The 25,555-nt window shown below is 72.7% G+C and carries 18 protein-coding genes; 9 read left to right on the top strand and 9 right to left on the bottom strand.

Going from position 1 to position 25,555, the window contains the following annotated elements; genetic code table 11:
* Positions 1–16 precede the first annotated feature (16 nt).
* The 3 genes from CG736_RS22805 to CG736_RS22795 form a co-directional block, all read right to left on the bottom strand.
* Positions 17–3,775 carry a multifunctional oxoglutarate decarboxylase/oxoglutarate dehydrogenase thiamine pyrophosphate-binding subunit/dihydrolipoyllysine-residue succinyltransferase subunit gene (locus tag CG736_RS22805; protein ID WP_100588048.1) on the bottom strand — a complete coding sequence of 1,253 codons (3,759 nt, stop codon included), beginning with the start codon at positions 3,773–3,775 and terminating at the stop codon, positions 17–19.
* 289 nt (positions 3,776–4,064) lie between these two features.
* Positions 4,065–5,204 (bottom strand): ATP-binding protein, encoded by a 1,140-nt coding sequence (locus tag CG736_RS22800; RefSeq protein ID WP_100588047.1) that lies wholly within the window; start codon positions 5,202–5,204, stop codon positions 4,065–4,067.
* A gap of 79 nt (positions 5,205–5,283) precedes the next feature.
* The gene (locus CG736_RS22795) at positions 5,284–6,018 is read right to left on the bottom strand and encodes a response regulator transcription factor (RefSeq protein ID WP_014138042.1); all 735 of its coding nucleotides are present in this window, start codon (positions 6,016–6,018) and stop codon (positions 5,284–5,286) included.
* Between the two features lie 358 nt (positions 6,019–6,376).
* Between CG736_RS22795 and CG736_RS22790 the strand changes: the two genes are divergently transcribed.
* The 3 genes from CG736_RS22790 to CG736_RS22780 all read left to right on the top strand — a co-directional run bounded on the left by CG736_RS22790 (position 6,377) and on the right by CG736_RS22780 (position 10,176).
* Entirely contained in the window at positions 6,377–7,069 is a 693-nt protein-coding gene (locus CG736_RS22790) for a rhomboid-like protein (protein ID WP_100588046.1), read from the top strand.
* Positions 7,070–7,179: 110 nt separating this feature from the next.
* Entirely contained in the window at positions 7,180–9,573 is a 2,394-nt protein-coding gene (gene lon, locus CG736_RS22785; RefSeq protein WP_100588045.1) for an endopeptidase La, read from the top strand.
* A gap of 78 nt (positions 9,574–9,651) precedes the next feature.
* The gene (locus tag CG736_RS22780) at positions 9,652–10,176 is read left to right on the top strand and encodes a GtrA family protein (RefSeq protein ID WP_100588044.1); all 525 of its coding nucleotides are present in this window, start codon (positions 9,652–9,654) and stop codon (positions 10,174–10,176) included.
* Positions 10,177–10,201: 25 nt separating this feature from the next.
* On the opposite strand, the gene CG736_RS22775 is transcribed toward CG736_RS22780, so the two are convergent.
* Complete coding sequence (locus CG736_RS22775; RefSeq protein WP_232734116.1) at positions 10,202–11,236, bottom strand: DUF3533 domain-containing protein; 1,035 nt, start codon at positions 11,234–11,236, stop codon at positions 10,202–10,204.
* Between the two features lie 106 nt (positions 11,237–11,342).
* Between CG736_RS22775 and CG736_RS38670 the strand changes: the two genes are divergently transcribed.
* Entirely contained in the window at positions 11,343–11,807 is a 465-nt protein-coding gene (locus CG736_RS38670) for a MarR family winged helix-turn-helix transcriptional regulator (protein ID WP_043915996.1), read from the top strand.
* 106 nt (positions 11,808–11,913) lie between these two features.
* Positions 11,914–13,482 carry an MDR family MFS transporter gene (locus CG736_RS22765; protein ID WP_232734115.1) on the top strand — a complete coding sequence of 523 codons (1,569 nt, stop codon included), beginning with the start codon at positions 11,914–11,916 and terminating at the stop codon, positions 13,480–13,482.
* 435 nt (positions 13,483–13,917) lie between these two features.
* Here CG736_RS22765 and CG736_RS22760 read toward each other — a convergent pair whose 3' ends face one another.
* Both CG736_RS22760 and CG736_RS22755 read right to left on the bottom strand, forming a co-directional pair.
* Entirely contained in the window at positions 13,918–14,145 is a 228-nt protein-coding gene (locus tag CG736_RS22760; protein WP_100588040.1) for a hypothetical protein, read from the bottom strand.
* A gap of 13 nt (positions 14,146–14,158) precedes the next feature.
* Entirely contained in the window at positions 14,159–15,325 is a 1,167-nt protein-coding gene (locus CG736_RS22755; protein ID WP_232734114.1) for an inorganic phosphate transporter, read from the bottom strand.
* A gap of 288 nt (positions 15,326–15,613) precedes the next feature.
* Here CG736_RS22755 and CG736_RS22750 point away from each other — a divergent pair, with 288 nt between their 5' ends.
* Positions 15,614–17,107: an NlpC/P60 family protein gene (locus CG736_RS22750; RefSeq protein WP_157815693.1), complete on the top strand. Its 1,494-nt coding sequence runs from the start codon at positions 15,614–15,616 to the stop codon at positions 17,105–17,107.
* 34 nt (positions 17,108–17,141) lie between these two features.
* Here the strand turns inward: CG736_RS22750 and CG736_RS22745 are convergent, their stop codons facing one another.
* From CG736_RS22745 to CG736_RS22735, 3 genes are all read right to left on the bottom strand, one after another.
* Positions 17,142–19,418, bottom strand: a complete 2,277-nt coding sequence (locus tag CG736_RS22745; protein ID WP_100588039.1) for an FdhF/YdeP family oxidoreductase — start codon at positions 19,416–19,418, stop codon at positions 17,142–17,144.
* Positions 19,419–19,486: 68 nt separating this feature from the next.
* A complete protein-coding gene (locus CG736_RS22740) occupies positions 19,487–21,382 on the bottom strand; it encodes an FAD/NAD(P)-binding domain-containing protein (RefSeq protein ID WP_100588118.1) in 1,896 nt (631 codons plus the stop codon).
* Complete coding sequence (locus CG736_RS22735; protein WP_100588038.1) at positions 21,379–22,329, bottom strand: amino acid ABC transporter permease; 951 nt, start codon at positions 22,327–22,329, stop codon at positions 21,379–21,381. Before CG736_RS22735 ends, CG736_RS22740 begins: the two co-directional genes overlap by 4 nt.
* 630 nt (positions 22,330–22,959) lie before the next feature.
* Between CG736_RS22735 and CG736_RS22730 the strand changes: the two genes are divergently transcribed.
* Genes CG736_RS22730 through CG736_RS22720 form a run of 3 tightly spaced genes read left to right on the top strand, consistent with a single transcriptional unit; the run spans position 22,960 to position 25,540 of the window.
* Positions 22,960–24,093, top strand: a complete 1,134-nt coding sequence (locus CG736_RS22730; RefSeq protein ID WP_100588037.1) for an LLM class flavin-dependent oxidoreductase — start codon at positions 22,960–22,962, stop codon at positions 24,091–24,093.
* Positions 24,090–24,590 (top strand): GNAT family N-acetyltransferase, encoded by a 501-nt coding sequence (locus CG736_RS22725; protein WP_100588036.1) that lies wholly within the window; start codon positions 24,090–24,092, stop codon positions 24,588–24,590. Before CG736_RS22730 ends, CG736_RS22725 begins: the two co-directional genes overlap by 4 nt.
* Positions 24,587–25,540: an ABC transporter substrate-binding protein gene (locus CG736_RS22720; protein WP_100588035.1), complete on the top strand. Its 954-nt coding sequence runs from the start codon at positions 24,587–24,589 to the stop codon at positions 25,538–25,540. The genes CG736_RS22725 and CG736_RS22720 overlap by 4 nt, the downstream gene beginning before the upstream one ends.
* Positions 25,541–25,555 lie beyond the last annotated feature (15 nt).

Raw genomic sequence — 25,555 nt, 5'->3', positions numbered from 1 at the left:
GGCGGGCGTCAGCGCGTCAGAGCGCGAACACCTCGTCGACCAGGGCCGCCTGCTCGGCGGCGTGCCGCTTGGCCGAGCCGACCGCGGGGGCCGAGGAGGCCGTGCGGGCGACGCGGCGCAGGCGGGCGCCACTGTTGGCGGAGCGGCCGATGACGACCTGCAGGTGGTCGACCAGGTTCATCGCGATGAACGGCCAGGCACCCTGGTTGGCCGGCTCCTCCTGGGCCCAGACGAACTGGACGCCCTCGCCGTAGCGGGCCAGCTCCTCCTGGAGCTCCGCGATCGGCAGCGGGTACAGGCGCTCGACGCGGACGATGGCGGTGTCGGTGACGCCGCGCTCGGTCCGGGCCGCCTCCAGGTCGTAGTAGAACTTGCCGGAGGTGATGACCACCTTGCGCACCTGCGCCGGGTCCACCGTGCTGTCGCCGATCACCGGGCGGAACGAGCCGCTCATGAACTCGGACGACGAGGACGCCGCAGCCTTCAGACGCAGCATCGACTTCGGGGTGAAGACGACCAGCGGCTTGTGGTGCGGGTTGTGCGCCTGCCAGCGCAGCAGGTGGAAGTAGTTCGACGGCAGGGTCGGCATGGCGACCGTCATGTTGTCCTGCGCGCACAGCGCCAGGAAGCGCTCCGGGCGGGCGGACGAGTGGTCCGGGCCCTGGCCCTCCATGCCGTGCGGCAGCAGCAGGGTGACGCCGGAGTGCTGGCCCCACTTCTGCTCGGCGGACGCGATGTACTCGTCGACCATGGTCTGCGCGCCGTTGACGAAGTCGCCGAACTGCGCCTCCCACATGACCAGCGCGTTCGGGCGGGTCAGCGAGTAGCCGTACTCGAAGCCCATCGCCGCGTACTCGCTGAGCAGCGAGTCGTAGACGGTGAAACGGGCCTGGTCCTCGGTCAGGTACATCAGCGGGGTGTAGTCCTCGCCGGTGTTCCGGTCGATCAGCACCGCGTGGCGCTGGCCGAAGGTGCCGCGGCGCGAGTCCTGGCCGGCCAGGCGGACCGGGTGGCCCTCCATCAGCAGCGAGCCGATGGCGAGCGCCTCGCCGGTGGCCCAGTCGATGGTGTTGTCCTCGACCGAGGCGGCGCGGCGCTGCAGCTGCGGCAGCAGACGCGGGTGGACGGTCAGCCAGTCCGGCAGGTTGACCTGCGAGGCGGCGATCCGCTTGATCATCTCGGCGGAGATGCCGGTCTGGATGGACACCGGGAAGTTCGCGACCGGGCGGCCGGTCTCGGCCGGGGCCGGGGCGGCGGTGGCCTCGCGGACCTCCGCGAACACCTTCTCCAGCTGTCCCTGGAAGTCCTGGAGCGCCTGCTCCGCCTCTTCCATGGTGATGTCGCCGCGACCGATCAGCGCCTCGGTGTACAGCTTGCGCACCGAACGCTTCTTGTCGATCAGGTCGTACATCAGCGGCTGGGTGAACGACGGGTTGTCGGCCTCGTTGTGACCGCGGCGGCGGTAGCAGATGAGGTCGATCACGACGTCCTTGTGGAACGCCTGACGGAACTCGAAGGCGAGCCGCGCGACGCGGACCACGGCCTCCGGGTCGTCGCCGTTCACGTGGAAGATCGGCGCCTCGATCATCCGGGCCACGTCGGTGCAGTACATCGACGAGCGCGAGGAGGTCGGGGCGGCGGTGAAGCCGACCTGGTTGTTGACCACGATGTGCACGGTGCCGCCGGTGCGGTAGCCGCGCAGCTGCGACATGTTCAGGGTCTCCGCGACCACGCCCTGGCCCGCGAAGGCCGCGTCGCCGTGGATCTGGATCGGCAGCACCGGGAAGGTCGTGCCGCCGAAGTCCAGGATGTCCTGCTTGGCGCGGGCGATGCCCTCGACGACCGGGTCGACGGTCTCCAGGTGGGACGGGTTCGCGGCCAGCGACACCTTGATGGTCTCGCCGTCCAGGCCGGTGAAGGTGCCCTCGGAGCCCAGGTGGTACTTCACGTCGCCCGAGCCGTGCATCGACTTCGGGTCGAGGTTGCCCTCGAACTCGCCGAAGATCTTGCCGAACGGCTTGCCGACGATGTTCGCCAGCACGTTCAGGCGGCCGCGGTGCGCCATGCCGATGACGGCCTCGTCGAGGCGGTGCTCGGCGGCGGCGTCGATGGTGGCGTCCAGCAGCGGGATGAGCGACTCGCCGCCCTCCAGCGAGAAACGCTTCTGCCCGACGTACTTGGTCTGCAGGAAGGTCTCGAACGCCTCGGCCGAGTTCAGCCGGCGCAGGACGCGCAGCTGCTCCTCGCGCTCCGGCTTGGTGTACGGCTTCTCCAGGCGCTCCTGGATCCACTTGCGCTGCGCCGGGTCCTGGATGTGCATGTACTCGATGCCGACGGTGCGGCAGTACGTGTTGCGCAGCAGGCCGAGGATGTCGCGGAGCTTCATCATCTTCTGGCCGCCGAAGCCGCCGACCGCGAACTCGCGCTCCAGGTCCCACAGGGTGAGGCCGTGCGTGGTGACGTCCAGGTCGGGGTGCTTGCGCTGCATGTACTCCAGCGGGTCGGTGTCGGCCATCAGGTGGCCGCGGACCCGGTAGGAGTGGATGAGCTCCATGACGCGCGCGGTCTTGTTGACCTCGTCGTCGTGCGTGGTCGCCACGTCGGTGGCCCAGCGCACCGGCTCGTACGGGATCCGCAGGGCCTCGAACACCTCGTCGTAGAAGTTGTTCGCGCCCAGCAGCAGCTGGTGGATCGAGCGGAGGAACTCGCCCGAGGCCGCACCCTGGATGACCCGGTGGTCGTAGGTCGAGGTGAGCGTCATGATCTTGGAGACGCCCAGGCGGGCCAGCGTCTCCGGGGAGGAGCCCTGGAACTCGGCCGGGTACTCCATCGCGCCGACGCCGACGATGGTGCCCTGGTTCTGCATCAGGCGCGGCACGGAGTGCACGGTGCCGATGCCGCCCGGGTTGGTCAGCGAGACCGTGACGCCGGTGAAGTCGTCCATGGTCAGCTTGTTGGCGCGGGCCCGGCGGACGATGTCCTCGTAGGCCTGCCAGAAGCCGAAGAAGTCGAGCGTCTCGGCCTTCTTGATGGCCGCGACGACCAGCTGGCGGTCGCCGTTCGGCTTGACCAGGTCGATGGCGAGGCCCAGGTTCACGTGCTCGGGCTTCACCAGGTAGGACTTGCCGTCCTCCACCTTGTAGCTGTAGTTCATGCCCGGGTTGGCCTTCACGGCCTGAACCAGCGCGTAGCCGATCAGGTGGGTGAAGGACACCTTGCCGCCGCGGGCGCGCTGCAGGTGGTTGTTGATGACGATGCGGTTGTCGATCAACAGCTTGGCGGGCACGGCGCGCACCGAGGTGGCGGTCGGGACCTCCAGCGAAGCATCCATGTTCGACGCCACGGCCTTCGCCGGGCCGCGCAGCTGGATCAGCTGCGGGCCTTCGGCGGCGGCCTGCGCCGGCGCGGCGGCGGCGGCGGCCGGGGCCGCGACCTTCGGCGCGGGCGGGGCGGCGGGAGCGGCGGCCAGCGGGGCCTGGGCGGCCACCGGCTGCGCGGGCGCCGGGGCGGCGACCGGAGCGGCGGGGGCGACCGCGGCCGGAGCAGCGGCAGCGGGAGCGGCAACGGGGGCCGGCTGGGAGCCGACCGGAGTTGCGGCCTGGGTCACTGGAGTCACCTCGGTACCGGGCTTGTAGTCGGCGAAAAAGTCCCACCAGGCACGGTCGACCGAGGCCGGGTCCTGGAGGTACTGCTGGTAGATCTCGTCGACGAGCCACTCATTGGGGCCGAAGCCAGTGGAGCTTGCCGAGCTGGGGGTTTCTTGGTGTGGCGACACGGGGCAACCGCCCTCTTCCGCTTCCTTTTGGGATGGTGGACAGCGGGGATTAAGGCTACGCCTCCGACCAGTGATCGCGCAGTCCCCGATGCTCAGGCGTCGCCCAGATCACATCGTGGGACCGGATTTTGGCTGGAACTGTGCGTTAGAGATGCCGGAAAGCAGGGAACCGGCGGGTGGGTCGATCTCTGTCATACCGAGTGAAAATCGGACGAACTGGCGGTCCGGGACGGTTCGTTGATCGCCCCGGCCCGGCCTCGAACATGGTTTGTACCGGTTCCGCCACAAACTAAGCGGTGACGACGCTCTCACCCGGCAGGGTGACCTCGATCCGGCAGCCGGCCGGAGCCTCCGCCACCCGAATCCGGCCGCCGTGCAGGTCCACCGCCCAGCGGGCGATCGCGAGGCCCAGACCGGTCCCGCCGTCGCTGCCCGGGCCGAGCGCCGTCGGCGAACCGCTGCGGCCGAACCGCTCGAACACCCGCTCCCGGTCGGCGGGCGGAATGCCCGGACCCTGGTCCTCGACCTCCAGCAGCAGCCCGCCGGCCTCCACCGCCCGGGCCCGCACCGTCACGGTGCCGCCGGCCGGCGAGTGCTTGCAGGCGTTGTCCACCAGATTGGCCACCACCTGGTGCAGCCGCTCCGCGTCCGCCACCGCCGACAGGTCGGCCGGCTGCACGTCGAGCGCCAGTCGCACGTCCTCGCGCCGGGCGTACGCGCCGCCCGCCGTCGCGCCGTCCACCGTCACGCCCCGCAGCACGCCGTCCAGGAACTCCTGCACCTGGAACGGGCGGCAGTCCAACGGGACCACGCCGTCGTCCAGCTTCGACAGGTCCAGCAGGTGGGTGACCAGCCGGCCCAGGCGCTCGGTCTGCTCCAGCGCGGCGCCCAGGTTCTTCGGATCCGGCTTCACCACGCCGTCCACCACGTTCTCCAGCAGGCCGCGCAGCGCCGCGATCGGGGTGCGCAGCTCGTGCGAGACGTTGGCGATCAGCTCGCGGCGGTGCCGGTCGGCGGCCTCCAGATCGCCCGCCATCCGGTTGAAGGTGTCGGCCAGCTCGCCGATCTCGTCCCGCGAGGACACGTCCACCCGGGCGCTGTAGTCGCCCTCGGCCATCGACCGGGCCGCCGCCGTCATGTCCCTGAGCGGCGCGGTCAGGCCGTTCGCCAGGAACTGCATGAACAGCAGCGAGGCGATCAGCGAGAAGATCATGATGATCCGGATCTGGGTCTCCGACCGGATCGCCACCACCACCATGCCGGTGGCCAGCACCACCGAGACGACCACCAGCATCGCCAGTTTGCCCTTGACCGAGCGCACCGGGTCGAACGGGCGGATGTCGGCCCACACCCGGCGCGCGGCGCGCACCGCCAGCGGGGGCTGCGGGGTCGGCTCGGCTTCCCCGTTGCGTTGCTGCGGAAAGGTCATGGTGTCCCCAGTACTCGTCCCCCGTGCACGACCGGAACGCCGCGCGGGCCCCCCGGAGGCCCGGACCGGCGGCGCCGGGTCAGGACAGCGGAGCCTCCAGCGCGTACCCCACGCCGTGCACCGTACGGATCCAGCTGGCGCCGATCTTCCGACGCAGCGCCTTCACGTGGCTGTCGACCGTGCGGGTGCCGGACGCGTCGGTCCAGTCCCACACCTCGGCCAGCAGTTGCTCGCGGGTCAGCACCGCGCGCGGCTGCGCCGCCAGGCAGGCCAGCAGGTCGAACTCGGTCGGCGTCAGGTGCACGTCGCCCGAACCCAGCCGGACCCGGCGCTGCACGTGGTCGATCTCCAGCTCGCCGAAGCGCAGGCTGCCGAGCGCCGGCGTACGGGCCGCCTGCTGGGCGCGCTCCACCCGGCGCAGCAGCACGTTCACCCGGGCCGCCAGCTCGCGCATCGAGAACGGCTTGGTCATGTAGTCGTCCGCGCCGACGCCCAGACCCACCAGCAGGTCCGTCTCGTCGTCCCGCGCGGTCAGCATCAGCACCGGCACCGGGCGCTGGGCCTGGATCCGGCGGCACACCTCCAGGCCGTCGAAGCCCGGCAGCATGATGTCGAGCACCACCAGGTCCGGCTGCCAGGTGTGGAAGCCGTCCACCGCGCCCGGCCCGTCGTGGGCCACCGCCACCTTGAAGCCCTCGGCTCCCAGCCGCGCCGCGATCGACTCCGCGATGGTCGGCTCGTCCTCCACCACGAGCACCCGTCGCTGGGTGCCCACCGGGCCACTGCTGATCGTCTCTTGCTGAATCTCTGTCACGGTCACGCCACCGCCCCCAGGGCTGCGGGCCGGCCGCCTGTGGGGACGGCGGGCTCCGCTTCGTAGTCGTCTTGTTCCGTCGTGGGCTGTTGCCCCGCCCGCCGGTGCTGCTCCTGGCAGCGTACGGACGCCGTCCCCGCCCGGTATGGCGGACCGGAGGATTCCGGCCGCGGACCGTCATGGTTGGCAGGTCCCCGTTCGGACGGGCACGGGCCAGTACCTTACCCGCAGCACTCGCGACCTGTAACGGTACGTGTGCGAGCGGCATATGCACGTGCAGTGGTCTTCACAGGACTTACCCAGACACCTTTCACCCGCCCCCCGTATCGTGGGCCCGACGAGGCGTTCGGGAGGCACCATGACCAGCGCGGAACTGCGACGACGACTGATCAGGCCGGGGCTGCGGGCCGTCCCCACCCCCCGGACGAATCCGTTCGCGCTCGGTTACCTCGCCCTGCTGCTCGGCACCACGCTCTACGCCCGGTTCGGCGACCCCGAGACGGTGCACCGACTCCAGTCGGTGTCCTCCACCGACGCGCACAACCTGACGGTCCATCCCGTGGTCTCCCTCCTCGGCAGCGGGCTGTGGGTCGCCGGATCGGTCTGGATGCCCTACTTCTGGGCCTTCCTCCTCACCGTCGCCCCCCTGGAACGACGGGCCGGCGGACTCCGTGCCCTCGGCGTCTTCGGGGCCGGCCACATCGGCGCGACGCTGCTCTCGCAGGGAGTGGTGGTGGCGACGGTGGCCGGCGGGGCGACCGCGCCCGACGTGCTGGACGCGATGGACATCGGCGTCAGCTACGGAGTGCTGGCCTCGCTGGGCGGGCTGGCCGGACTGCTGCGGCGGCCCGGGCGGGCGCTCGCGCTCGGGGCGGGGCTGGCGCTGATCGGGCACCAGCTGCTCACCGATCCCGACCTGGTGACCTCGGTCGGGCATCCGGCGGCGATGCTGCTGGGCGTGGCGATGTGGCCGTGGCTGCGGCGGGGGAAGGGGCCCCGGGGGCCGGAGCGGGTGCGGGCCTGGAAGACGGCGACGGTCGTGGAGAGCTGAGCCGCGCCGGCCGGCGCCCGCTTCGCTCAGGGTGAACAGCCGGAGGGGAACAATCGATGCGCGCCAAGCCTTAGTCAGGTCGACTCAACTTCACTGACTGGGGAGAGATCATGGCATCGACGTCCGTTCCACTCACTCTGCCTGTGCTGCCGCTCGACGACGAGGTGGTGCTCCCCGGCATGGTGGTTCCGCTGGAGCTCTCGGATCCGGAGGTGAGGGCTGCCGTGGAGGCGGCCAGGGCGGGGAGCAACGGGGGGAAGCCGCAGGTGCTGCTGGTGCCGCGGCTGGACGGGTCGTACGCGGCGGTGGGTGCGCTGGCGACGGTCGAGCAGGTGGGGCGGCTGGCCGACGGGGATCCGGCGGCGCTGGTGCGGGCCGTGCGACGGGTGCGGATCGGCACGGGGACGACCGGGCCGGGGGCGGCGCTGTGGGTGGAGACCACGCCGTTCAAGGAGTCGGACCCGGGGCTGCCGGTGGCGGGCCGGGCGGCCGAGCTGGCCAAGGAGTACAAGGCGCTGTCCACGAAGTGGCTGCGCAAGCGCGGGGCGTGGCAGATCGTCGACCGGGTGGCGGCGATCGAGGACATCGGCGAGCTCGCGGACAACATCGGGTACGCGCCGTTCGCCACCGCCGAGCAGAAGCTGAAGGTGCTGCTGGAGGCGGACCGGCCGGCCCGGCTGGAGTACGCGCTGGGGCTGCTCCGCGAGCACCTCGCGGAGGAGGAGGTCAACGACACCATCCGCAAGGACGTCGAGGACGGCGTCGCCAAGCAGCAGAAGGAGTTCCTGCTGCGCCGCCAGCTGGAGGCCGTCCGCAAGGAGCTGGCCGAGCTGAACGGCGAGGCGGACTCCGAGGAGGACGACTACCGGGCCCGGGTGGAGGCCGCGGCGCTGCCGGAGAAGGTGCGGGAGGCGGCGCTCAAGGAGGTCGACAAGCTGGAGCGCTCCAGTGAGCAGTCGCCCGAGGGCTCGTGGATCCGCACCTGGCTGGACACGGTGCTGGAGCTGCCGTGGAACGAGCGCTCCGAGGACGCGTACGACCTGGCCGGTGCGCGGGCCGTGCTGGACGCGGACCACAACGGGCTGGCGGACGTGAAGGACCGGATCGTCGAGTACCTGGCGGTGCGCAAGCGCCGGGCCGACCAGGGGCTGGGGCAGATCGGCGGCCGGCGCGGGGGCGCGGTGCTGGCGCTGGTCGGCCCGCCCGGTGTCGGCAAGACCTCGCTGGGCGAGTCGGTGGCCCGGGCGATGGGCCGGTCGTTCGTGCGGGTGGCGCTCGGCGGCGTCCGGGACGAGGCGGAGATCCGCGGCCACCGGCGGACGTACGTGGGCTCGATCCCCGGCCGGATCGTCCGGGCGATCAAGGAGGCCGGGACGATGAACCCGGTGGTGCTGCTGGACGAGATCGACAAGGTCGGGTCGGACTACCGGGGCGACCCGGCGGCGGCGCTGCTGGAGGTGCTGGACCCGGCGCAGAACCACACCTTCCGGGACCACTACCTGGAGGTCGAGCTGGACCTGTCGGACGTGGTGTTCCTGGCCACCGCCAACGTCATGGAGGCGATCCCGGAGCCGCTGCTGGACCGGATGGACGTGGTCCGGCTGGACGGCTACACCGAGGACGAGAAGGTCGCCATCGCCCGCGACCACCTGCTGCCCCGCCAGCTCGCCAAGGCGGGCCTGGCCGCGGAGCAGCTGACGGTGGACGAGGAGGCGCTGCGCCGGCTCGCCGCCGAGTACACCCGGGAGGCGGGCGTCCGGAACCTGGAGCGGGCGATCGCGCGGATCCTGCGCAAGGTCGCGGCGCAGACCGAGCTGGGCGAGCGCGAGCTGCCGGCCGCGGTCGGCGCGGACGACCTGCGGGCGCTGCTGGGCCGGCCGCACCACGTGCCGGAGGCGGCGCAGGAGCCGGCCGAGCGGCGCACCGCGGTGCCCGGGGTGGCGACCGGGCTGGCGGTGACCGGGGCCGGCGGTGACGTCCTCTACATCGAGGCGTCGCTGGCGGACGCGGAGACCGGTTCGACCGGGCTGACGCTGACCGGGCAGCTGGGCGACGTGATGAAGGAGTCGGCGCACATCGCGCTCTCCTACCTGCGGTCGCGCGGCGCCGAGCTGGAGCTGCCGGTGACGGGCCTGCGCGAGCGGGGCATCCACCTGCACGTGCCGGCCGGCGCGGTGCCGAAGGACGGTCCGAGCGCGGGCATCACGATGACCACGGCGCTGGCCTCGCTGCTGTCGGGGCGCAAGGTGCGCACCGACGTGGCGATGACCGGCGAGGTGTCGCTGACCGGGCGGGTGCTCCCGATCGGCGGGGTCAAGCAGAAGCTGCTGGCCGCGGACCGGGCCGGGGTCACCACGGTGATCATCCCGAAGCGCAACGAGGCGGACCTGGACGACGTCCCCGCCGAGGTGCTGGAGCGGCTCACGGTGCACGCCGTCGCCGACGTGCGGGAGGTGCTGCGGCTGGCGCTGGAGCCGGCCGAGGTGCTGGTCGCGGCGGCCTGAGGACGGCCGGGGCCCTCGGAGTGTCCACTCCGAGGGCCCCTGGTGGTTGGCGATCCGGGCCCGTGGCAGACTTCCCGCATGCCGTCCCCTACACAGCGCGCGCTGACCGCTATCCCGGAGCAGTTCCGCCCGTTCCTGGTCAAGCACCGCAAGTTGGTCAAGTTCCTCGTCGTCGGAGGAACCTGCTTCCTGATCACCATGGTGATCAACTTCGCTCTGAAGATGACCGTCTTCGAGTCGAAGCCGGTCATCGCGCTGACCATCGCGACCGCGCTCGCCACCGTGGTGTCGTACGTGTGGAACCGCCAGTGGTCCTTCCGGGCGGCCGGCAAGCAGCGCGAGGCGGTGCTGTTCATGGTGGTCAGCGCCCTCGCGGTCGGCGTGAACGACCTTCCGCTGGCGGCCTCGCGCTACGTGTTCGACCTGCGCTACCCGGACGTCAGCAAGTTCACCCAGGAAGTCGCCGACTTCGTCAGCGGCATGCTCATCGGCACCCTGGTGGCGATGGTGTTCCGCTACTGGGCGATGAACCGCTTCGTGTTCACCCGGCTTTCCGACCGGGTGACCGACCAGGAGCAGGGGCGGGAGCCCGAGCGGGTCTGACCCCCGCCCTGTCCGTGACGGCCGCTCACACCCCGTTCGGGGTGGGGCGGCCGAAGAGCGGTCGGCGGGCCGCCGCGACGTAGGTCACCGCGACGCCGAGGACGGCCCAGACCGCCAGCACCGTCAGCGGCAGCGCCATCGCGGAGGAGCCCAGGTAGGCGATGGAGCGGGTGGCCGAGGTGCCGGCGCCGTTCGGGATCCACTCGCCGATCGCCCGCCAGAACGTGGGCAGCAGCGGCGGCGGGTAGACGCCGCCCGCGCTGGGGTTGCCCAGCACCACGAAGATCAGCACGGCCACGCCGATGCCGATGATGTCGAACAGGCACTGCAGCGCCATGGTGACCGCGCCGACCGAGAACACCACGAGTGCGCCGATGGCCGTCAGCGCCAGGATCGAGCCGGGCAGCGCGTTCAGGATCGGGCCGGTGATCAGCGTGCCGCCGAGGCCCGCGGCGATCGAGTACAGCGCCAGGGTGCCCAGGCGCACCGTGGCCCGGTTGGTGTTGGCGGGGCGGGCGCCGGCGCTGACGCCGAGGATCGAGGCGACCAGGTAGCCGCCGACGCACCAGCCGACCACCAGGTAGAAGCTCGACAGGCCCTTGCCGTCGCCGGCGGCCAGCGGAATGGTGTCCTGCACCTCGACGGTGCGGTGCTGGGCGGCCGCGACCTTGGTGACGATCAGCTCGGCGGCGCCGGACGCGGCCGGGCCGCGGGCCTCCGCGACCAGCAGGGTGTCCTGGGTGCCGGCCGGGTCGAACACCCAGGCCGCGTAGATCTTCTGGTCCTTGATCCGGGCCTTCGCGGTCTCCGCGTCGGGCTCGACGGAGGCGCGCACCGCCTCGTTCGGGACGGACTCCAGGGCGGCGGTCAGCTTCGGCGCGACCTCCGGCGGGGCGACCACTGCGATGGACAGCTGGTGCGGCTTCGGCTGGTGGAGCGCGCCCACGTACGAGGTGATGAAGCCGAGCTGCAGCAGCAGGACGGCGACGACCAGGAGGAACGCGCGTGGTGTCACCGCGTCCTTGAGGTCGTTGACGAATCCCTTTGCAGGCTCTGCCATGCGGGGCATCTCCCTATCAATCCGGTGCCAGTACGCAAAACGGATACTTCATATCATGAAACAGTTACCCGTCGGGGGAGGCGCCGCCTGCGCGATACTGAGCGCCATGAACGACCCCGTGGCGCAGCCGGACGCCTCCGAACTGGCATTTCTCGCGGTCGAGCGCGAGGTGGCGACGCTGTTCCGGCGCAGCCGGGCGCGGGCCTCCGAGGTCTCCCGGCTGGTGCATCCGGAACTGGAGGCCGGGGCGTACGTCCTGCTCTCCTTCATCAGGGAGTCCGGGCGGGCCCGGGTGACCGACATCGGGCTGCACTTCGGGGTGGGCAAGGCCACCGTCAGCCGGCAGATCCGGGCGATCGAGGAGCTGGGCCTGCTGCACCGGGAGACCGATCCGCTGGACCGGCGGGCCTCGCTGGTGTCGCTGACCGAGGAGGGCGAGCGGCGGTTCGCGGCGGCCCGGGAGGTGCGGATGGCGCGGTTCCGGGCCTCGCTGGCGGCGTGGGAGCTGGGTGAGCTGGAGCAGTTCGCGCGGCTGTTGGAGCGGTTCAACGAGCTGACCGAGGGGGTCTGAGCGGGGCGTCGGGAGGGTTTCTTTACTTGGGCTTGAAGAAAGTTGCCTTAGTCAACTATCCACGTATAGTTGCTTGAGGCAACGAATCTTCAGTCGAAGGAAGCGCATGTCGACGACCCACCCGACCGCCCCTCAGGCCCAGATGTCCCACCGTCAAGTGCTCGAAGCCCTCTCGGGCCTGCTGCTCGGCCTGTTCGTGGCCGTACTGTCCTCCACGGTCGTCTCCAACGCGCTTCCGCGGATCCTCAACGACCTGCACGGCGGCGAGTCCGCCTACACCTGGGTGGTCACCGCCGCCCTGCTGTCGATCACCGCCGCCACCCCGCTCTGGGGCAAGCTCTCCGACCTGGTCAGCAAGAAGCTGCTGGTCCAGATCGCCATGGTGATCTACGTGCTCTCCTCGGCGCTGGCCGGCCTGTCGCAGAGCATCGGCATGCTGATCTTCTGCCGGGTGCTGCAGGGCATCGGCGCCGGCGGTGTGATCGCGCTCGGCCAGATCTGCCTGGCCGCGATGGTCTCCCCGCGCGAGCGCGGACGCTACAGCGGCTACTTCGGCGCGGTCTTCGCGCTCGCCACCATCGGCGGCCCGCTGATCGGCGGCGTCATCGTGGACACCTCCTGGCTCGGCTGGCGCTGGTGCTTCTACGTCGGCGTCCCGTTCGCCCTGCTCGCCATCCTGGTGCTGCAGCGCACCCTCAAGCTCCCCGAGCAGACCGTCCGCAAGCCGAAGATCGACTACCTGGGCGCGGTGCTGATCACCGCCTCGGTCAGCCTGCTGATGATCTGGATCTCGCTGGCCGGCAAGAACTACGACTGGGTGTCCTGGCAGACCGCGGTGATGGTGCTCGGCGGCCTGGCGCTGGCCGGACTGTTCGTCGCCGTCGAGAAGCGCGCCGCCGAGCCGCTGATCCCGCTCGACCTGTTCCGCCACCGCACCGTCGCGCTCGCCTCGGTGGCCTCCGCCTTCGTCGGCGTCGGCATGTACGGCACCACCACCTTCCTCGGCCAGTACTTCCAGCTCGCCAAGGAGAAGACCCCCACCCAGGCCGGCCTGCTCACCCTGCCGATGATCCTGGGCCTCGCGGTCTCCTCCACCGTGGCCGGCAAGCTCATCACCAAGTACGGCAAGTGGAAGGGCTACCTGGTCGGCGGCACCGTCCTGCTCGCCGTCGGCCTCGGCCTGATGGGCACCGCCCGGGCCGACACCTCCTACGCGCTGCTCGCGCTCTACATGGCGATCGCCGGCGTCGGCCTCGGCCTGACCAGCCAGAACCTGGTGCTCGCGGTGCAGAACACCGTCCCGCGGCACGAGCTCGGCGCGGCCAGCTCGGTGGTCACCTTCTTCCGCACCATGGGCGGCGCGATGGGCGTCTCCGCGCTGGGCGCGCTGCTCGGGCACAAGGTCGCCTCCTACTTGGCGGAGAACCTCGCCAAGGCCGGCCTCCCGGCCGCCGCGGGCGGCGGGGACGGCATCCCCGACCTGTCCAAGCTGCCCGCACGGATCGTCCCGCTGGTCACCGACGCGTTCGGGCACGGCGTCGGCACCGTGTTCCTGGTCGCCGCCCCGTTCGCCGTGGTCGGCTTCCTGCTGGTGCTGTTCATCCGCGAGGTGCCGCTGCGCACCGCCGCCGACGAGAAGCCCGCCGCGAAGCCGGTGGAGCTGGTCGCCGACTGAGCCGCGCGTCGACATGCGAGAAGGGCTCCCGCCGAGGTGGCGGGGGCCCTTCGTCGGATCGGGGGCCGGGCGGGCCGCCGGGCAGCCATCGGTGTGGCGTCGGCGCGGACGGCCGCGGAGGGTGCGGGGCGCGCCAAGGCCTTGCCGGGGCTGGGCTGAGCGCAGTGGGCTGAGCGGTGGTGCTGCCGACGGCCGGTCGTTGCGGGCGGCCTGCGCGCCGTCCCGGCCGTGGGGGTCGGGGCCTGGCGGGCGACCGGTCACGTGTCGGCGGGTGGGACGGGCCGCCGGCGGGCCGGCCGCGGTGGCGGGGTGCGGGGTGGAGAGCGCTCGGCGGGCCGGCCGCAAGGGTTGCGGGTCCGGTGGTGGTCGGGCTGCCGCCGGGAGTGCGAGAAGGGCCCCGGCCGGGTCAGCCGGGGCCCTTCGTCGTGTTCCGGACTACTTGGCGGCGATCAGCGAGATGCCGTAGCCCACCGCCGCCGCGCAGGCGGCGAAGCACAGGACCGCGGCCGCCAGGGCCGGGGTGCCCCTGCCGGTGCCGGCCTCGACGGCCGCCTCCCGGCGGGAGAGTGCCAGGTTGCCCAGGGCGAAGACGGTGACGACGGCGAGGGTGACGGTCAGGCTGACGCCCGCGGTCTCGGCCAGAGCGGCCCACTTGATGTGCATGGTCGTTGTCCTCTCAGGCCGCGATGGTGGTCTGGCCGGTGGTGGTGCCGGCGACCGGCAGGTCGACCGTGGTGCTGTCGCCGTCGTTCACGTTGTCGGCGTGCACCGGCTGGCGGCGGGAGATCAGCCACATCGAGCCGGCGCCGAGCACCAGCGCGACGCCGACCACGGCCACGCCCCAGTTGCCCTGGTCGGCGACCAGCGCGGCCAGCCCGGACACCACGGCGGCGGCCGGCAGGGTCAGGCCCCAGGTGTAGACCATGCGGCGGACCATGCCCCAGCGCAGCTTGCCCGACGGGCCGCCCAGGCCCGCGCCCATGATGCCGCCGGAGCAGACCTGGGTGGTGGACAGGCCGTAGCCCATGTGCGAGGAGGTCAGGATCACGGTGGCGGCCGCGGTCTCCGAGGCGAAGCCCTGCGGCGGCCGGATGTCCGCCAGGCCGGAGCCCATCGAGCGGATGATCCGCCAGCCGCCCATGTAGGTGCCCAGCGCGATCGCCAGACCGGCGCTGACGATGACCCAGGTCGGCGGGCCGTCGCCCTTGTGCAGCTGGCCGGCCGAGATCAGGGTCAGCGTGATGATGCCCATGGTCTTCTGCGCGTCGTTGGTGCCGTGCGCCAGCGAGATCAGCGAGGAGGAGAAGATCTGGCCGCGGCGGAAGCCCTTCTCGGTGCTCTTCTTCGGGCTGCTGCCGGCGATCAGGTACGCGATCTTGGTGGCGCCCCAGGAGGCCACGCCCGCGATGATCGGGGAGGCCACCGCCGGGATGAGGATCTTGGAGACGACGACGCTGAAGTTGACGCCGCCGATGCCGGCGCCGACCACGGTCGCGCCGATCAGGCCGCCGTACAGGGCGTGCGAGGAGGACGAGGGCAGGCCCTTCAGCCAGGTCAGCAGGTTCCACAGGATCGCACCGACCAGGGCGGCGAAGATGATCGAGGGTTGCAGTCCGGCCTTTTCGTTGACGATGCCGCCCGAGATGGTGGTGGCCACCTTCACCGAGAGGAACGCGCCGGCGAAGTTCAGCACCGCGGCGATGGCCACGGCGACCTTGGGCTTGAGGGCGCCGGTGGCGATGGAGGTGGCCATCGCGTTGGCGGTGTCGTGGAAGCCGTTCGTGAAGTCGAAGGCGAGCGCCGTGATGATCACAACGGCCACCAGGAACGTGATGTGTTCCATACCCAAACAATCGTCGAAGTGGTCGGACTGACGTTGCTGTCCGGGGCGACGGTAGGAAGCCTCGGTGAACGGGAGGTTAACTCGGCGCGGAGTTGCGGTTCCTTGAATGGCGCGGGAGTTGCCGGAGCGTCGGTTTTCCATGGAGATCGCGTCAGCGGATGAGAGGGTTGTCACACTCCGGCGCGGGTGAGAATTCACTTCACGCCCCCCGGGAGGCCTGCCGGGAACCCCCCTCCGCATGGCAGGATCGCTTCGATCGCCGACGGAGAACCAGGGGAGGGCCGGCCGATGGGGGCAGGGCAGCGCGCGGAACCGACCGGACTGCGGCCGTGGGTGCGGGCCGCGCTGCGATGCGGGGCGGTGCTGGCCGTCGCCGCACTGGCCCTCCCGTTCGGCGCCGCCGCGTACGCCGCGCCGGACCCGGGCGCCACGCTCACCGTCTCCGCCGGAGCCGACCCGCTGGCCGAGGCCAAGCAGACCCTGGGCCCGCTGCTGGAGCAGCTGCACACCTTCTACCAGCAGGCCGAGGCCGCCACCGAGCAGTACAACGGCACGGTCGCCCGGCTCGCCGAGCAGCAGGCCGCCGTCCAGGACCTGAACGCCCGGGTGGTGCGCCAGCAGGAGGCCGTGGACACCGGCAGCGACCTGGCCGCCCAGCTGGCGTCCGCGCAGTACCGCAACAGCCAGATATCCGGGTACGCCGAAATGCTGCTCGCCAAGGACCCGTACGAGGCGGTGGTGATCGCCGAACTGCTGGACTCCGCCGGGCGCTCGCAGAAGGCGTTCCTGGAGCGGCTGAAGGCCGACCGGGACACCCTGGCCGCCGCGCAGCTGGCCGCCCAGCAGGCGCTGGCCGACGCGCAGACGCTGGCCGCCCAGCAGGAGCAGCAGAAGAACGAGGTCGCCAGGAAGCTGGCCGACGTGGAGACCCTGGTCGGCTCGCTCACCGGCGCGCAGCGCAGTGAGCTGGAGGCGATCGAGAAGCAGCAGGCCGACCAGGCGCAGCTGGCCTTCCTGGCCTCCGGCGCGCTCGGCAAGGGCGAGCGCACGCCATCCGCGATGGGCCGCAAGGCGGTGGCCTGGGCGCTCCAGCAGCTCGGCAAGGACTACGTGTGGGGCGGCGCCGGCCCGGACGTGTTCGACTGCTCGGGCCTCACCTCGCAGGCCTGGCTGCACGCCGGCCGGGCCATTCCGCGCACCAGCCAGGAGCAGTGGGCGCAGCTCCAGCACGTGCCGCTGAACCAGCTGCGCCCCGGCGACCTGGTGGTGTACTACGGCGGCGCCACCCACATCGGGATGTACCTCGGCGGCGGTCTGGTCGTGCAGGCCCCGCGCACCGGCGACGTGGTGAAGGTGTCGAAGGTCGGCGCGATGCCGATCCTGGGCGCCGTCCGGCCCGACCCGGAGGACTCGGCGGACGACGCGGGCGGCGCGTGGAAGGTGCCGGACGTGCCGGTCGGCGAGTCGAAGATCGCGCCCGCCAAGCCGTCCACGCTGCCGCCCGTGCCGGCCCCGACCACCCCCGCCCCGACCACCCCGGCGCCCGGCGGTTCGGCCTCGCCGGACCCGAAGCCCAGCACCCCCGGCACCACGGCCCCGCCGGAGCCCGGCGGCAGCGGCTCGCCGAGCACCGGTTCGAGCGGCTCGCCCAGCGGGTCGGCCGGCGGTTCGACGGGCGGTTCGGCCTCCGGCTCCGGCTCGGCGCCGGCCTCCGGGTCGGGTCCGGCGTCGCTGTCGGCGAGCGCCCATGGCTCGGGCTCGGCCACGCCGTCGGGCGACTGACGGCGCGGCCGGGGGAGCGGCGGGTCCGGCCCGGTCAGGCGGTGGGCTCCAGGCGGACCACCACGGCCTTGGAGGTCGGGGTGTTGCTGATGTCCGCGGTGGAGTCCAGCGGCACCAGCACGTTGGTCTCCGGGTAGTAGGCGGCCGCGCCGCCCCGCGCCACCGGGTAGTGCACCACCCGGAAGCGTGCGGCGCGGCGCTCCACGCCGTCCGTCCACTCGCTCACCAGGTCGACGAACCGCCCGTCGTCGAGGCCGAGTTCGGCGGCGTCGGCGGGGTTGACCAGGACCACCCGGCGGCCGCCGGTGATGCCCCGGTAGCGGTCGTCCAGGCCGTACACGGTGGTGTTGTACTGGTCGTGCGAGCGCAGCGTCTGGAGCAGCAGCCGGCCCGGCGGGACGTCGGGGGCGGTGAGCGGGTTGACGGTGAAGTTGGCCTTGCCGGTGGCGGTGGGGAAAGTGCGGCTGTCCCGCGGGGCGTGCGGCAGGGCGAAGCCGCCGGGGCGGCGGACCTTGGCGTTGAAGTCGTCGAAGCCGGGGATCACGCGGGCGATCCGGTCCCGGATCAGGTCGTAGTCGCGGGCGAAGTCCTCCCACGGCGTGGGGTCCTGCGGGCCGAGCGCGGCGCGGGCCAGCCGGCTGACGATCGCCACCTCGGAGAGCAGGTCGGGCGCGGGCGGACGCAGACCGCCGCGCGAGGAGTGCACCATGCCCATGGAGTCCTCGACGCTGACGAACTGCGGGCCGAGGGTGCTGACGTCCCGGTCGGTGCGGCCCAGGGTGGGCAGGATCAGCGCGCGGGCGCCGGTGATCACGTGCGAGCGGTTCAGCTTGGTGGAGACGTGCACGGTCAGCCGGCAGCGGCGCATCGCGGCCTCGGTGGCGTCGGTGTCGGGGCTCGCGGAGACGAAGTTGCCGCCCATCGCGAAGAAGACCTTGACCCGGCCGTCGCGCATGGCCCGGATGGTGTCGACCGTGTCGTGGCCGTGGGCGCGCGGCGGCTCGAACGCGAACTCCTTGCCCAGGGCGTCCAGGAACGCGGCGCCGGGGCGTTCGAAGATGCCCATGGTGCGGTCGCCCTGCACGTTGCTGTGCCCGCGCACCGGGCAGACGCCCGCGCCGGGGCGGCCGACGTTGCCGCGCAGCAGCAGGAAGTTGACGACCTCGCGGATGGTCGGCACCGAGTGCTTGTGCTGGGTCAGGCCCATCGCCCAGCAGACGATGATCTTCCGTGAGGAGAGCACCAGCCGGTGCAGCTCCTCGATCTGCTCCCAGGGCAGTCCGGTGGCGGCCAGCGTGGCGGGCCGGTCGAGGTCGGCGGCCTCGGCGGCGAACTCCCGGTACCCGGCGCAGTGTTCGGCGACGAAGGCCTCGTCGACCGCGTCGGGGGTGGTGAGCAGCAGGTGGTTCAGCGCCCGGAACAGGGCCAGGTCGCCGCCGAGCCGGATCTGCAGGAACAGGTCGGTGAGCCTGGTGCCGCCGCCGACCAGGCCGCGCGGGGTCTGCGGGTTCTTGAACCGCTCCAGGCCGGCCTCGGGCAGCGGGTTGACGCTGACGATCTTCGCGCCCGCCCGCTTGGCGCGCTCCAGCGCGGAGAGCATCCGCGGGTGGTTGGTGCCCGGGTTCTGGCCGGCGACGATGATCAGGTCGGCCTGGTGGAGGTCCTTGAGCGAGACGCTGCCCTTGCCGACGCCGAGGGTCTCGGTGAGCGCCGAACCCGAGGACTCGTGGCACATGTTGGAGCAGTCGGGCAGGTTGTTGGTGCCCAGCCGGCGGGCGAACAGCTGGTAGGCGAAGGCCGCCTCGTTGGACGTCCGGCCGGAGGTGTAGAACGCCGCCTCGTCCGGGGAACCCAGCGCGGTGAGTTCGGCGGCGATCAGCGCGAACGCCTCGTCCCAGCCGATCGGCGCGTAGTGGGCGGCGCCCTCGTCGAGCAGCATCGGCGTGGTGAGGCGGCCCTGCTGGCCGAGCCAGTAGCCGGAGCGCTCGGCGAGTTCGGCGACCGGGTGGGCGGCGAAGAACTCGGGGGTTATTCGGCGCTCGGTGGCCTCCTCGGCGACCGCCTTCGCGCCGTTCTCGCAGAACTCCGCCAGGTGCGGCTTGTCCGGATCGGGCCAGGCGCAGCCGGGGCAGTCGAAGCCGCCCTGCTGGTTGACCTTGCGCAGGGTGGCCAGCACCCGGCCCGGCGACATCTGGTCGGCGGCCATCCGGAGGGTGTGCCCGATCGCGGGCAGACCGGCGGCGGCACGGGCCGGGGGCCCGACGTGCGGCGCGTCCTGGGCGGGGTCGCGGTGCGGGGGCTGCTTGGCCATGGCGGACTCTCCGGAGGGCTCGGGGTGCTTGGAGCGTATCCGGTGCGGCGGCGGGTGTCGTGGGGCGGTCAGGCCTCTTTCTGGAGCTCCGCCAGCAGTCGCCGGGCGACCGCATCGTTCTGCCGGAACGCCGGGGCGTCGGTGCGGGGCCGGGCGAAGGCGGCGGGGGCGCGGGTGGTGGTGGGGGCGCCGAGGGCGGTGCGGCGCGGGTGCGGCCGGCCGCCGAGGGCGGGGTCGAGCAGCCGGGCGTCGGGGTCGGTGCGGATCAGGCCGGAGCGGTAGGTGTGGCCGTCGGGGTCGGTCAGGTGCTCCTCGTCGATCCGGCCCTCGTCCAGCAGCCGGTGCAGCAGCGGGTCGGCGGTGCGGTCGAGGGAGGGCGGGGGCAGGAAGGCGTCGACCAGGGCGGTGCCGTGGACGTGGTGGCCGGGCAGGGCGGGGGAGGAGGCGCGGAAGGCGCCGTGCCGTTCGTCGAGGTCCACCCGCACGTCCGGGCCGAGGAAGTGGAGCAGTCCGGCGTCGGCGAGGGCGAGCAGCTGGTCGAGGCGGAAGCCGGGCGGGCCGGACGCGTAGAAGGAGAAGAAGCCGTTCCACCAGCCGTCGAGTTCGGCGGCGGTGGAGCGGGCGGTGAGCGGGTGCCGGGGCAGCAGCCGGACCAGCTGGCCGTACAGCGAGAGCAGGGCGTGGAACGCGCCGAGGTCGGCGCTGTGCCGCGGGTCGGAGCGGCGGTCCAGGTCGGCGCGCAGGTACCTGCGCAGGTGGCGCTGGAGTCCGGCGGGGTCGGCGACCCGCAGGCCGGCCAGCGGGCGGTCGAGCCGTTCGAGGTCGAGCCGGTCGTCCGGGTCGGGGACGGCGGCGGCGACCAGCGCCTCGCGCTGCGGGCTGTACCAGTCGAGCGGGTGGTAGGCGGCGAGGAACGCGTCCCACGGCACGGCGGTGCGTCCGGGGTGGCCGTGGAACAGCTCGTGGTAGTAGCCGAAGCCGATCTCCTTGGCCATCGCGGGCCACAGGTCGCGGCGGAACTCCAGTGGCCCGTCCGGGAGTTCGGTGTCCGGCCCGAAGTAGCGGGGCAGCGGCGGGAGCGGGCCCCGGAGCCGGTAGTCGGTCTTGGCGTGGTACGGGACGCCGCGCCGGGAGCCCACGTGCAGCACCGGTTCGCGGCCGGACGGGAGGTAGCGCAGGCCGCCGCAGGGGTGTGCGACGAAGCGGCCGCCGCGGCCCTCGGTGAGCAGCGCGACCAGGTCGACGAAGGCCAGCCCGAGGCCGCGGACCACCACCTGCTCGCCGGGGGCGAGGCCGTCCAGGTCGGCGTCGGCGGTGAACGCGGGCGGCACGTAGGTGCGGCCGTGCCGGGCGGCGAAGGCGCGGGTGGCGGCGGTCTCCGGGCCGGGCGCGGAGTCGAGGTGGCCGAGGGCCAGCACCACCCGGTCGGCGCGCAGCACGGCGCGGCCGAGGTGGACGTGCTGCGGTCCCGCCGGGTCGCCGGTGAGCCGCCACGCGGTGTCCTGGTGGAGGAACAGCCGTACGTTCTGCGGGAGTTCGGCGGCAGACCGGCGCAGCACCCAGTCCAGGTAGGCGCTCTGGGCGCGCCGGGTGGGGAAGTCGGTGGGGGCGAGGGTGCGCAGTTCGTCGGCCACGTCCGGGTCCTCGACCGGGCGGTACGGCCGGTGGGCGGCCGGCTCGGCGGCCCACTCGGCGAGCGACGGGCCGGGGCGGACCGGGCCGAGCAGGGTGGACCGCTCGTCGGTGAACATGGTGACGTCCTCGGCCATCGAGTTCATCCGCAGCAGCGGGGACTGCGCGTGCCGCCAGATCCGGCCGCCGCCGGGCGGGTGCGGGTCGACCAGGTGGATGTCCAACCCGGTCCCGGGGGCGAGCAGTTCGGGGGCGTTGGCGGCGATCCGCTCCAGCAGGCCGGTGCCCCGCGGACCGGCGCCGACGACGACCAGGACCGGCACCCGGCTCACCGCCCGCCGGCCCGGCGCAGCGCCGCCCGGGCCCGCTGCCACGGGGTGGGCGGCAGCTCGGCGCGGGTGGAGCCGCGGGCGAAGTGCCGCTCCAGGTAGTACTGGCCGGCCGAGAGCAGGCTGGTCACCGCCACGTACCAGAGCGTGGCGACCACCAGCAGCGGGATCACCTGGTACGTCCGGTTGTAGATCAGCTGGGCGGAGAACAGCAGGTCGTGGACGGCCAGCACGGAGATCACCGAGGTGCCCTTGAGGGTGCCGATCAGCATGTTCCCGGCGGGCGGCAGGATCGCCCGCATCGCCTGCGGCAGCACGATCCGGCGCAGCACCCGGCCGCGCCCGAGGCCGAGCGAGGCGGCCGCCTCCAGCTGGCCCTGGTCGACCGACAGGACGCCGGAGCGCACCACCTCGGCGGCGAACGCGGCCTCGTGCAGGGTGAGTCCGACGACGGCGGTGAGCGCCGGGCCGAGCAGGTCGACGGTCCGCACCGCGAACAGCTCGCCGGCGAACGGCACGCTCAGCGCGAGCCGCGGGTACAGCGCGCCGATGTTGAACCAGAACAGCAGCTGGACCAGCAGCGGAGTGGCCCGGAAGATCCAGACGAATCCCCAGCTCAGCGTGCGCAGCACCGGGTTGCCGGACAGCCGGGCCACCGCCAGGCCGGTGCCGAGGGCGAAGCCGAGGACCATCACGACGGCGGTCAGCCAGAGCGTCAGCCACAGGCCGCGCAGGATCGCGGACGAGGTCAGGTAGGCGCCCACCACCGGCCACTCGAAGGCCGGGTTGCCGGCCAGCGAGCGCAGCAGCAGCGCGGTGGCGAGCAGCGCCAGGCCGCCGCTCACGTACCGCCAGGGGCGGCGGCGGGGTGCGATCGGCAGCTCGGTGGGCGGCGCGGCAGTGGCGCGGGGAACGGGCGGGGCGGTGGACGGGGCGGCGGGCGAGGCCATGAGGGCTCCATCGGGCGGCGGGGCAGGCGGTGTCCGCATGCCGTCACTCACGCGCGCCGCGTCCCTCAACGCGGCTGGTCCCGGCGGCAGTTCGGCCGGGCCCGGGCGGTACTCGCTCCGCCCCGATGGTACGGGCGGGCGGCGCGGCACTGTCAAGAGCGGCCAGGTTTCGCCCCGTGAACGATGGTTGACGGACCATCGGGGGCACTGCTCAACTGTTCGACATGACTGCCGGACAGCCCGCCCTGGTGACGCGAGGCCACATCGACTTCGGTCGGGTGTGGTCCGCCGCGTGTCGCGGCTGACCCGGCAGCGGGCCGCCTGACCGGCCCTTCTCCCTCCGGGAGTCCTCCCTCGGTCGCCCCGTCGCGGGCCGGGAAGCCGTCCGTCCGGACGGATCGACAGGCGTACGCTGCCGCCCTTCTCCTGCATCCCCGCTCGCTCCGAGAGCCCACCGGCGCCCCGTCACGCGCCGCCCACCCGCCTGCCCGCCCGCCCGGACTCCGGTCGGCTTCCTGCTGACTCCCCGCCGACCCACCCGCCGACCCACCCGTCGTTCCCGTCCCGCCCGCCGAGGCGTCCCCCCGGCATGCCCGGACGCGGAACCGCGCCGACCCGAAGAGGCCTGCCATGCCCGTCGAGTTCCTCGGAATCGCCGCCACCGGCGACGGTTCGGAGACCACCGCCCGCACCACCCACGCCTTCGACCGCGACTACACCCTGCGCCTCGCCCGCGCCCACGAGGACCACGGCTGGGACCGGGTGCTGTTCGCCTACGGCGCCGGCTCCCCGGAGCCCGCCGCCTCCGCCGCGTACCTCGCCGCCAAGCTCGACACCCTGCAGATCCTGCTGGCGCACCGCCCGAACGTCTCCTACCCGACCTTCGCCGCCAAGACCTTCGCCACCCTGGACCGGATCAGCGACGGCCGGATCACCGTGCACTTCATCACCGGCGGCAACGACCACGAGCAGCAGCGCGAGGGCGACTTCCTGCCCAAGGACCGCCGCTACGACCGCACCCGGGAGTACATCCGGATCGTCAAGCGGGCCTGGACCAGCCACGAGCCCTTCGACCACGACGGCGAGTTCTACCGCTTCAACGACTTCGTCTCGGACGTCTTCCCGGTCCAGCAGCCCCGCCCGAAGGTCTCCTTCGGCGGCTCCTCGCCCGCCGCCTACGCCGCCGGCGGCGCCGAGGCCGACATCTACTGCCTGTGGGGCGAGCCGCTGGCCCGCACCGCCGAGCAGATCGAGCTGGTCCGGGCCGCCGCGAGGGCCGCCGGACGCACCGACGTCCCGCGCATCCAGGCGGCGTTCCGGCCGATCATCGCGCCCACCGAGGAACTCGCCTGGGAGAAGGCGCACCGCACGGTCGGCGCGATCAAGGCCCGGCGGCAGAACAACGACCTGGTGCGCCGCCGGCTGACGGGCGCCCACCAGCCGGAGAACACCGGCTCGCAGCGGCTGCTGGAGATCGCCGAGGCCGGCGAGCGCTACGACCGGGCGCTGTGGACCCCGACCGCGGCCGCCACCGGCGGCGCGGGCAACTCCAACGCGCTGGTCGGCACCCCCGAGACGGTCGCCCAGGCGCTGCTCGACTACTACGACCTCGGCGTGGAGATCCTCTCGGCCCGCGGCTACGACCACGTCGACGACGCCGTCGACTTCGGCCGGTACGTCATCCCGCTGGTCCGCGAGGAGGTCGCCAAGCGCGACGCCGCCAAGGCCGTGGAGGCCGCGAACGCGGGGGCCGGGGCCGCGTGAGCACACTGACCGTCGAGCGGGCCGTCCTCGGCGACCCGCTCACCGAACCGCTGATCCGCGAGCTCACCCACGAGTACGTCGCCCGCTACGGCGCGGGCGGCCAGGAGGAGATGGCCGGCCACCCCGCCGAGGAGTTCACCCCGCCGGACGGCCTGCTCCTGCTGCTGCTGCGCGACGGCGAGCCCGTCGCGGGCGGCGCCTTCCGCCGCTACGACGCGCACACCGCCGAGCTGAAGCGGATGTGGACGGCTGCCGCGCACCGCCGCCAGGGCCTCGCCCGCCGGGTGGTGGCCGAACTGGAGTCCGCCGCCCGGGCGGCGGGCTACCGGCGGATCTTCCTCACCACCGGGTCGTTCCAGCCGGAGGCCAAGGGCCTCTACCTGGCGACCGGCTACACGCCCCTGTTCGACGTCACCGAGCAGTCGGCGGAGTTCCACCTGCTGCCGTTCGAGAAAGACCTGGCCGCCCCGACGGCCGGAAAGGCCCAGCTCCGATGAAGCACCCGCAGCACCCGAACCGTCCGAAGCGCCGACTCCTGCTCGGGCCGGCCGTCGCCGCCGTCCTGGTGCTGTCCGGCTGCGGTTCCGACCCGACGACGGGTCCGGCGGCCGCGCCGGTCGGCGTGCAGCCCGACCAGGACGTGCTCGGGCAGGTGCGGAAGGACGACGCGGCGGCCGCCCTGCTGCCCGCCGAGGTGCGGGCCGCCGGCGCCATCAAGCTCGGCGGGTCGATCGGCACCCCGCCCGGCGCGTACTACCCGGACCCGGCCCAGCACCGGCCGGTCGGGCTGGACGTGGACATCGTCGACGGCGTCGCCAAGGTGCTCGGGCTGACGGTGCAGCGCGAGGACGCCGCGTTCGAGACCATCCTGCCCGCGCTCGGCAGCGGCAAGTACGACGTCGGCACCGGCAACTTCGGCGTCACCGAGGCCCGGCTGAAGACCGTCGACTTCGTCACCTACATCGACGACGGCCAGGGCTTCGCGGTGCGTGAGGACAACACCGCGCTGACCGGCGTCACCGAGCTGACGCAGCTGTGCGGACTGACCGTCGGCACCGGGGCCGGCACCACCTTCGAGGCCACGCTGAACGCCAAGAAGGACGTCTGCGCGCAGGCCGGCCGCAAGCCCTACGAGGTGAAGGCGTTCTCCGAGAGCGGCGCCGTCACCACCGGCCTCCAGCAGGGCCGGCTCGACGTGGTGATGTCCACCATCAACGGCCTGCGCTACCAGGCCGCCCAGCCCGGCTCGCACGTCCGCTTCCTCGGCGAGTACCACCGCCTCGACGTGGGCTTCGCGTTCAAGAAGGGCTCGCCGCTCACCCCCGCGTTCCAGGCCGCCGTCAACCGGCTGATCCAGGACGGCAGTTACCGGAAGATCCTGGCCAAGTGGGGCACCGCCGACTCGGCGATCACCGAATCCCGGATCAACCCGCCCGAGCACCCCTGACCCCGGAGCCCCGCG

Origin of the sequence: Kitasatospora sp. CB02891 (genome assembly GCF_002803145.1) — a bacterium.
GTDB classification, from domain to species: domain Bacteria; phylum Actinomycetota; class Actinomycetes; order Streptomycetales; family Streptomycetaceae; genus Kitasatospora; species Kitasatospora griseola.
This window is presented reverse-complemented; position numbering and strand designations above follow the sequence as displayed.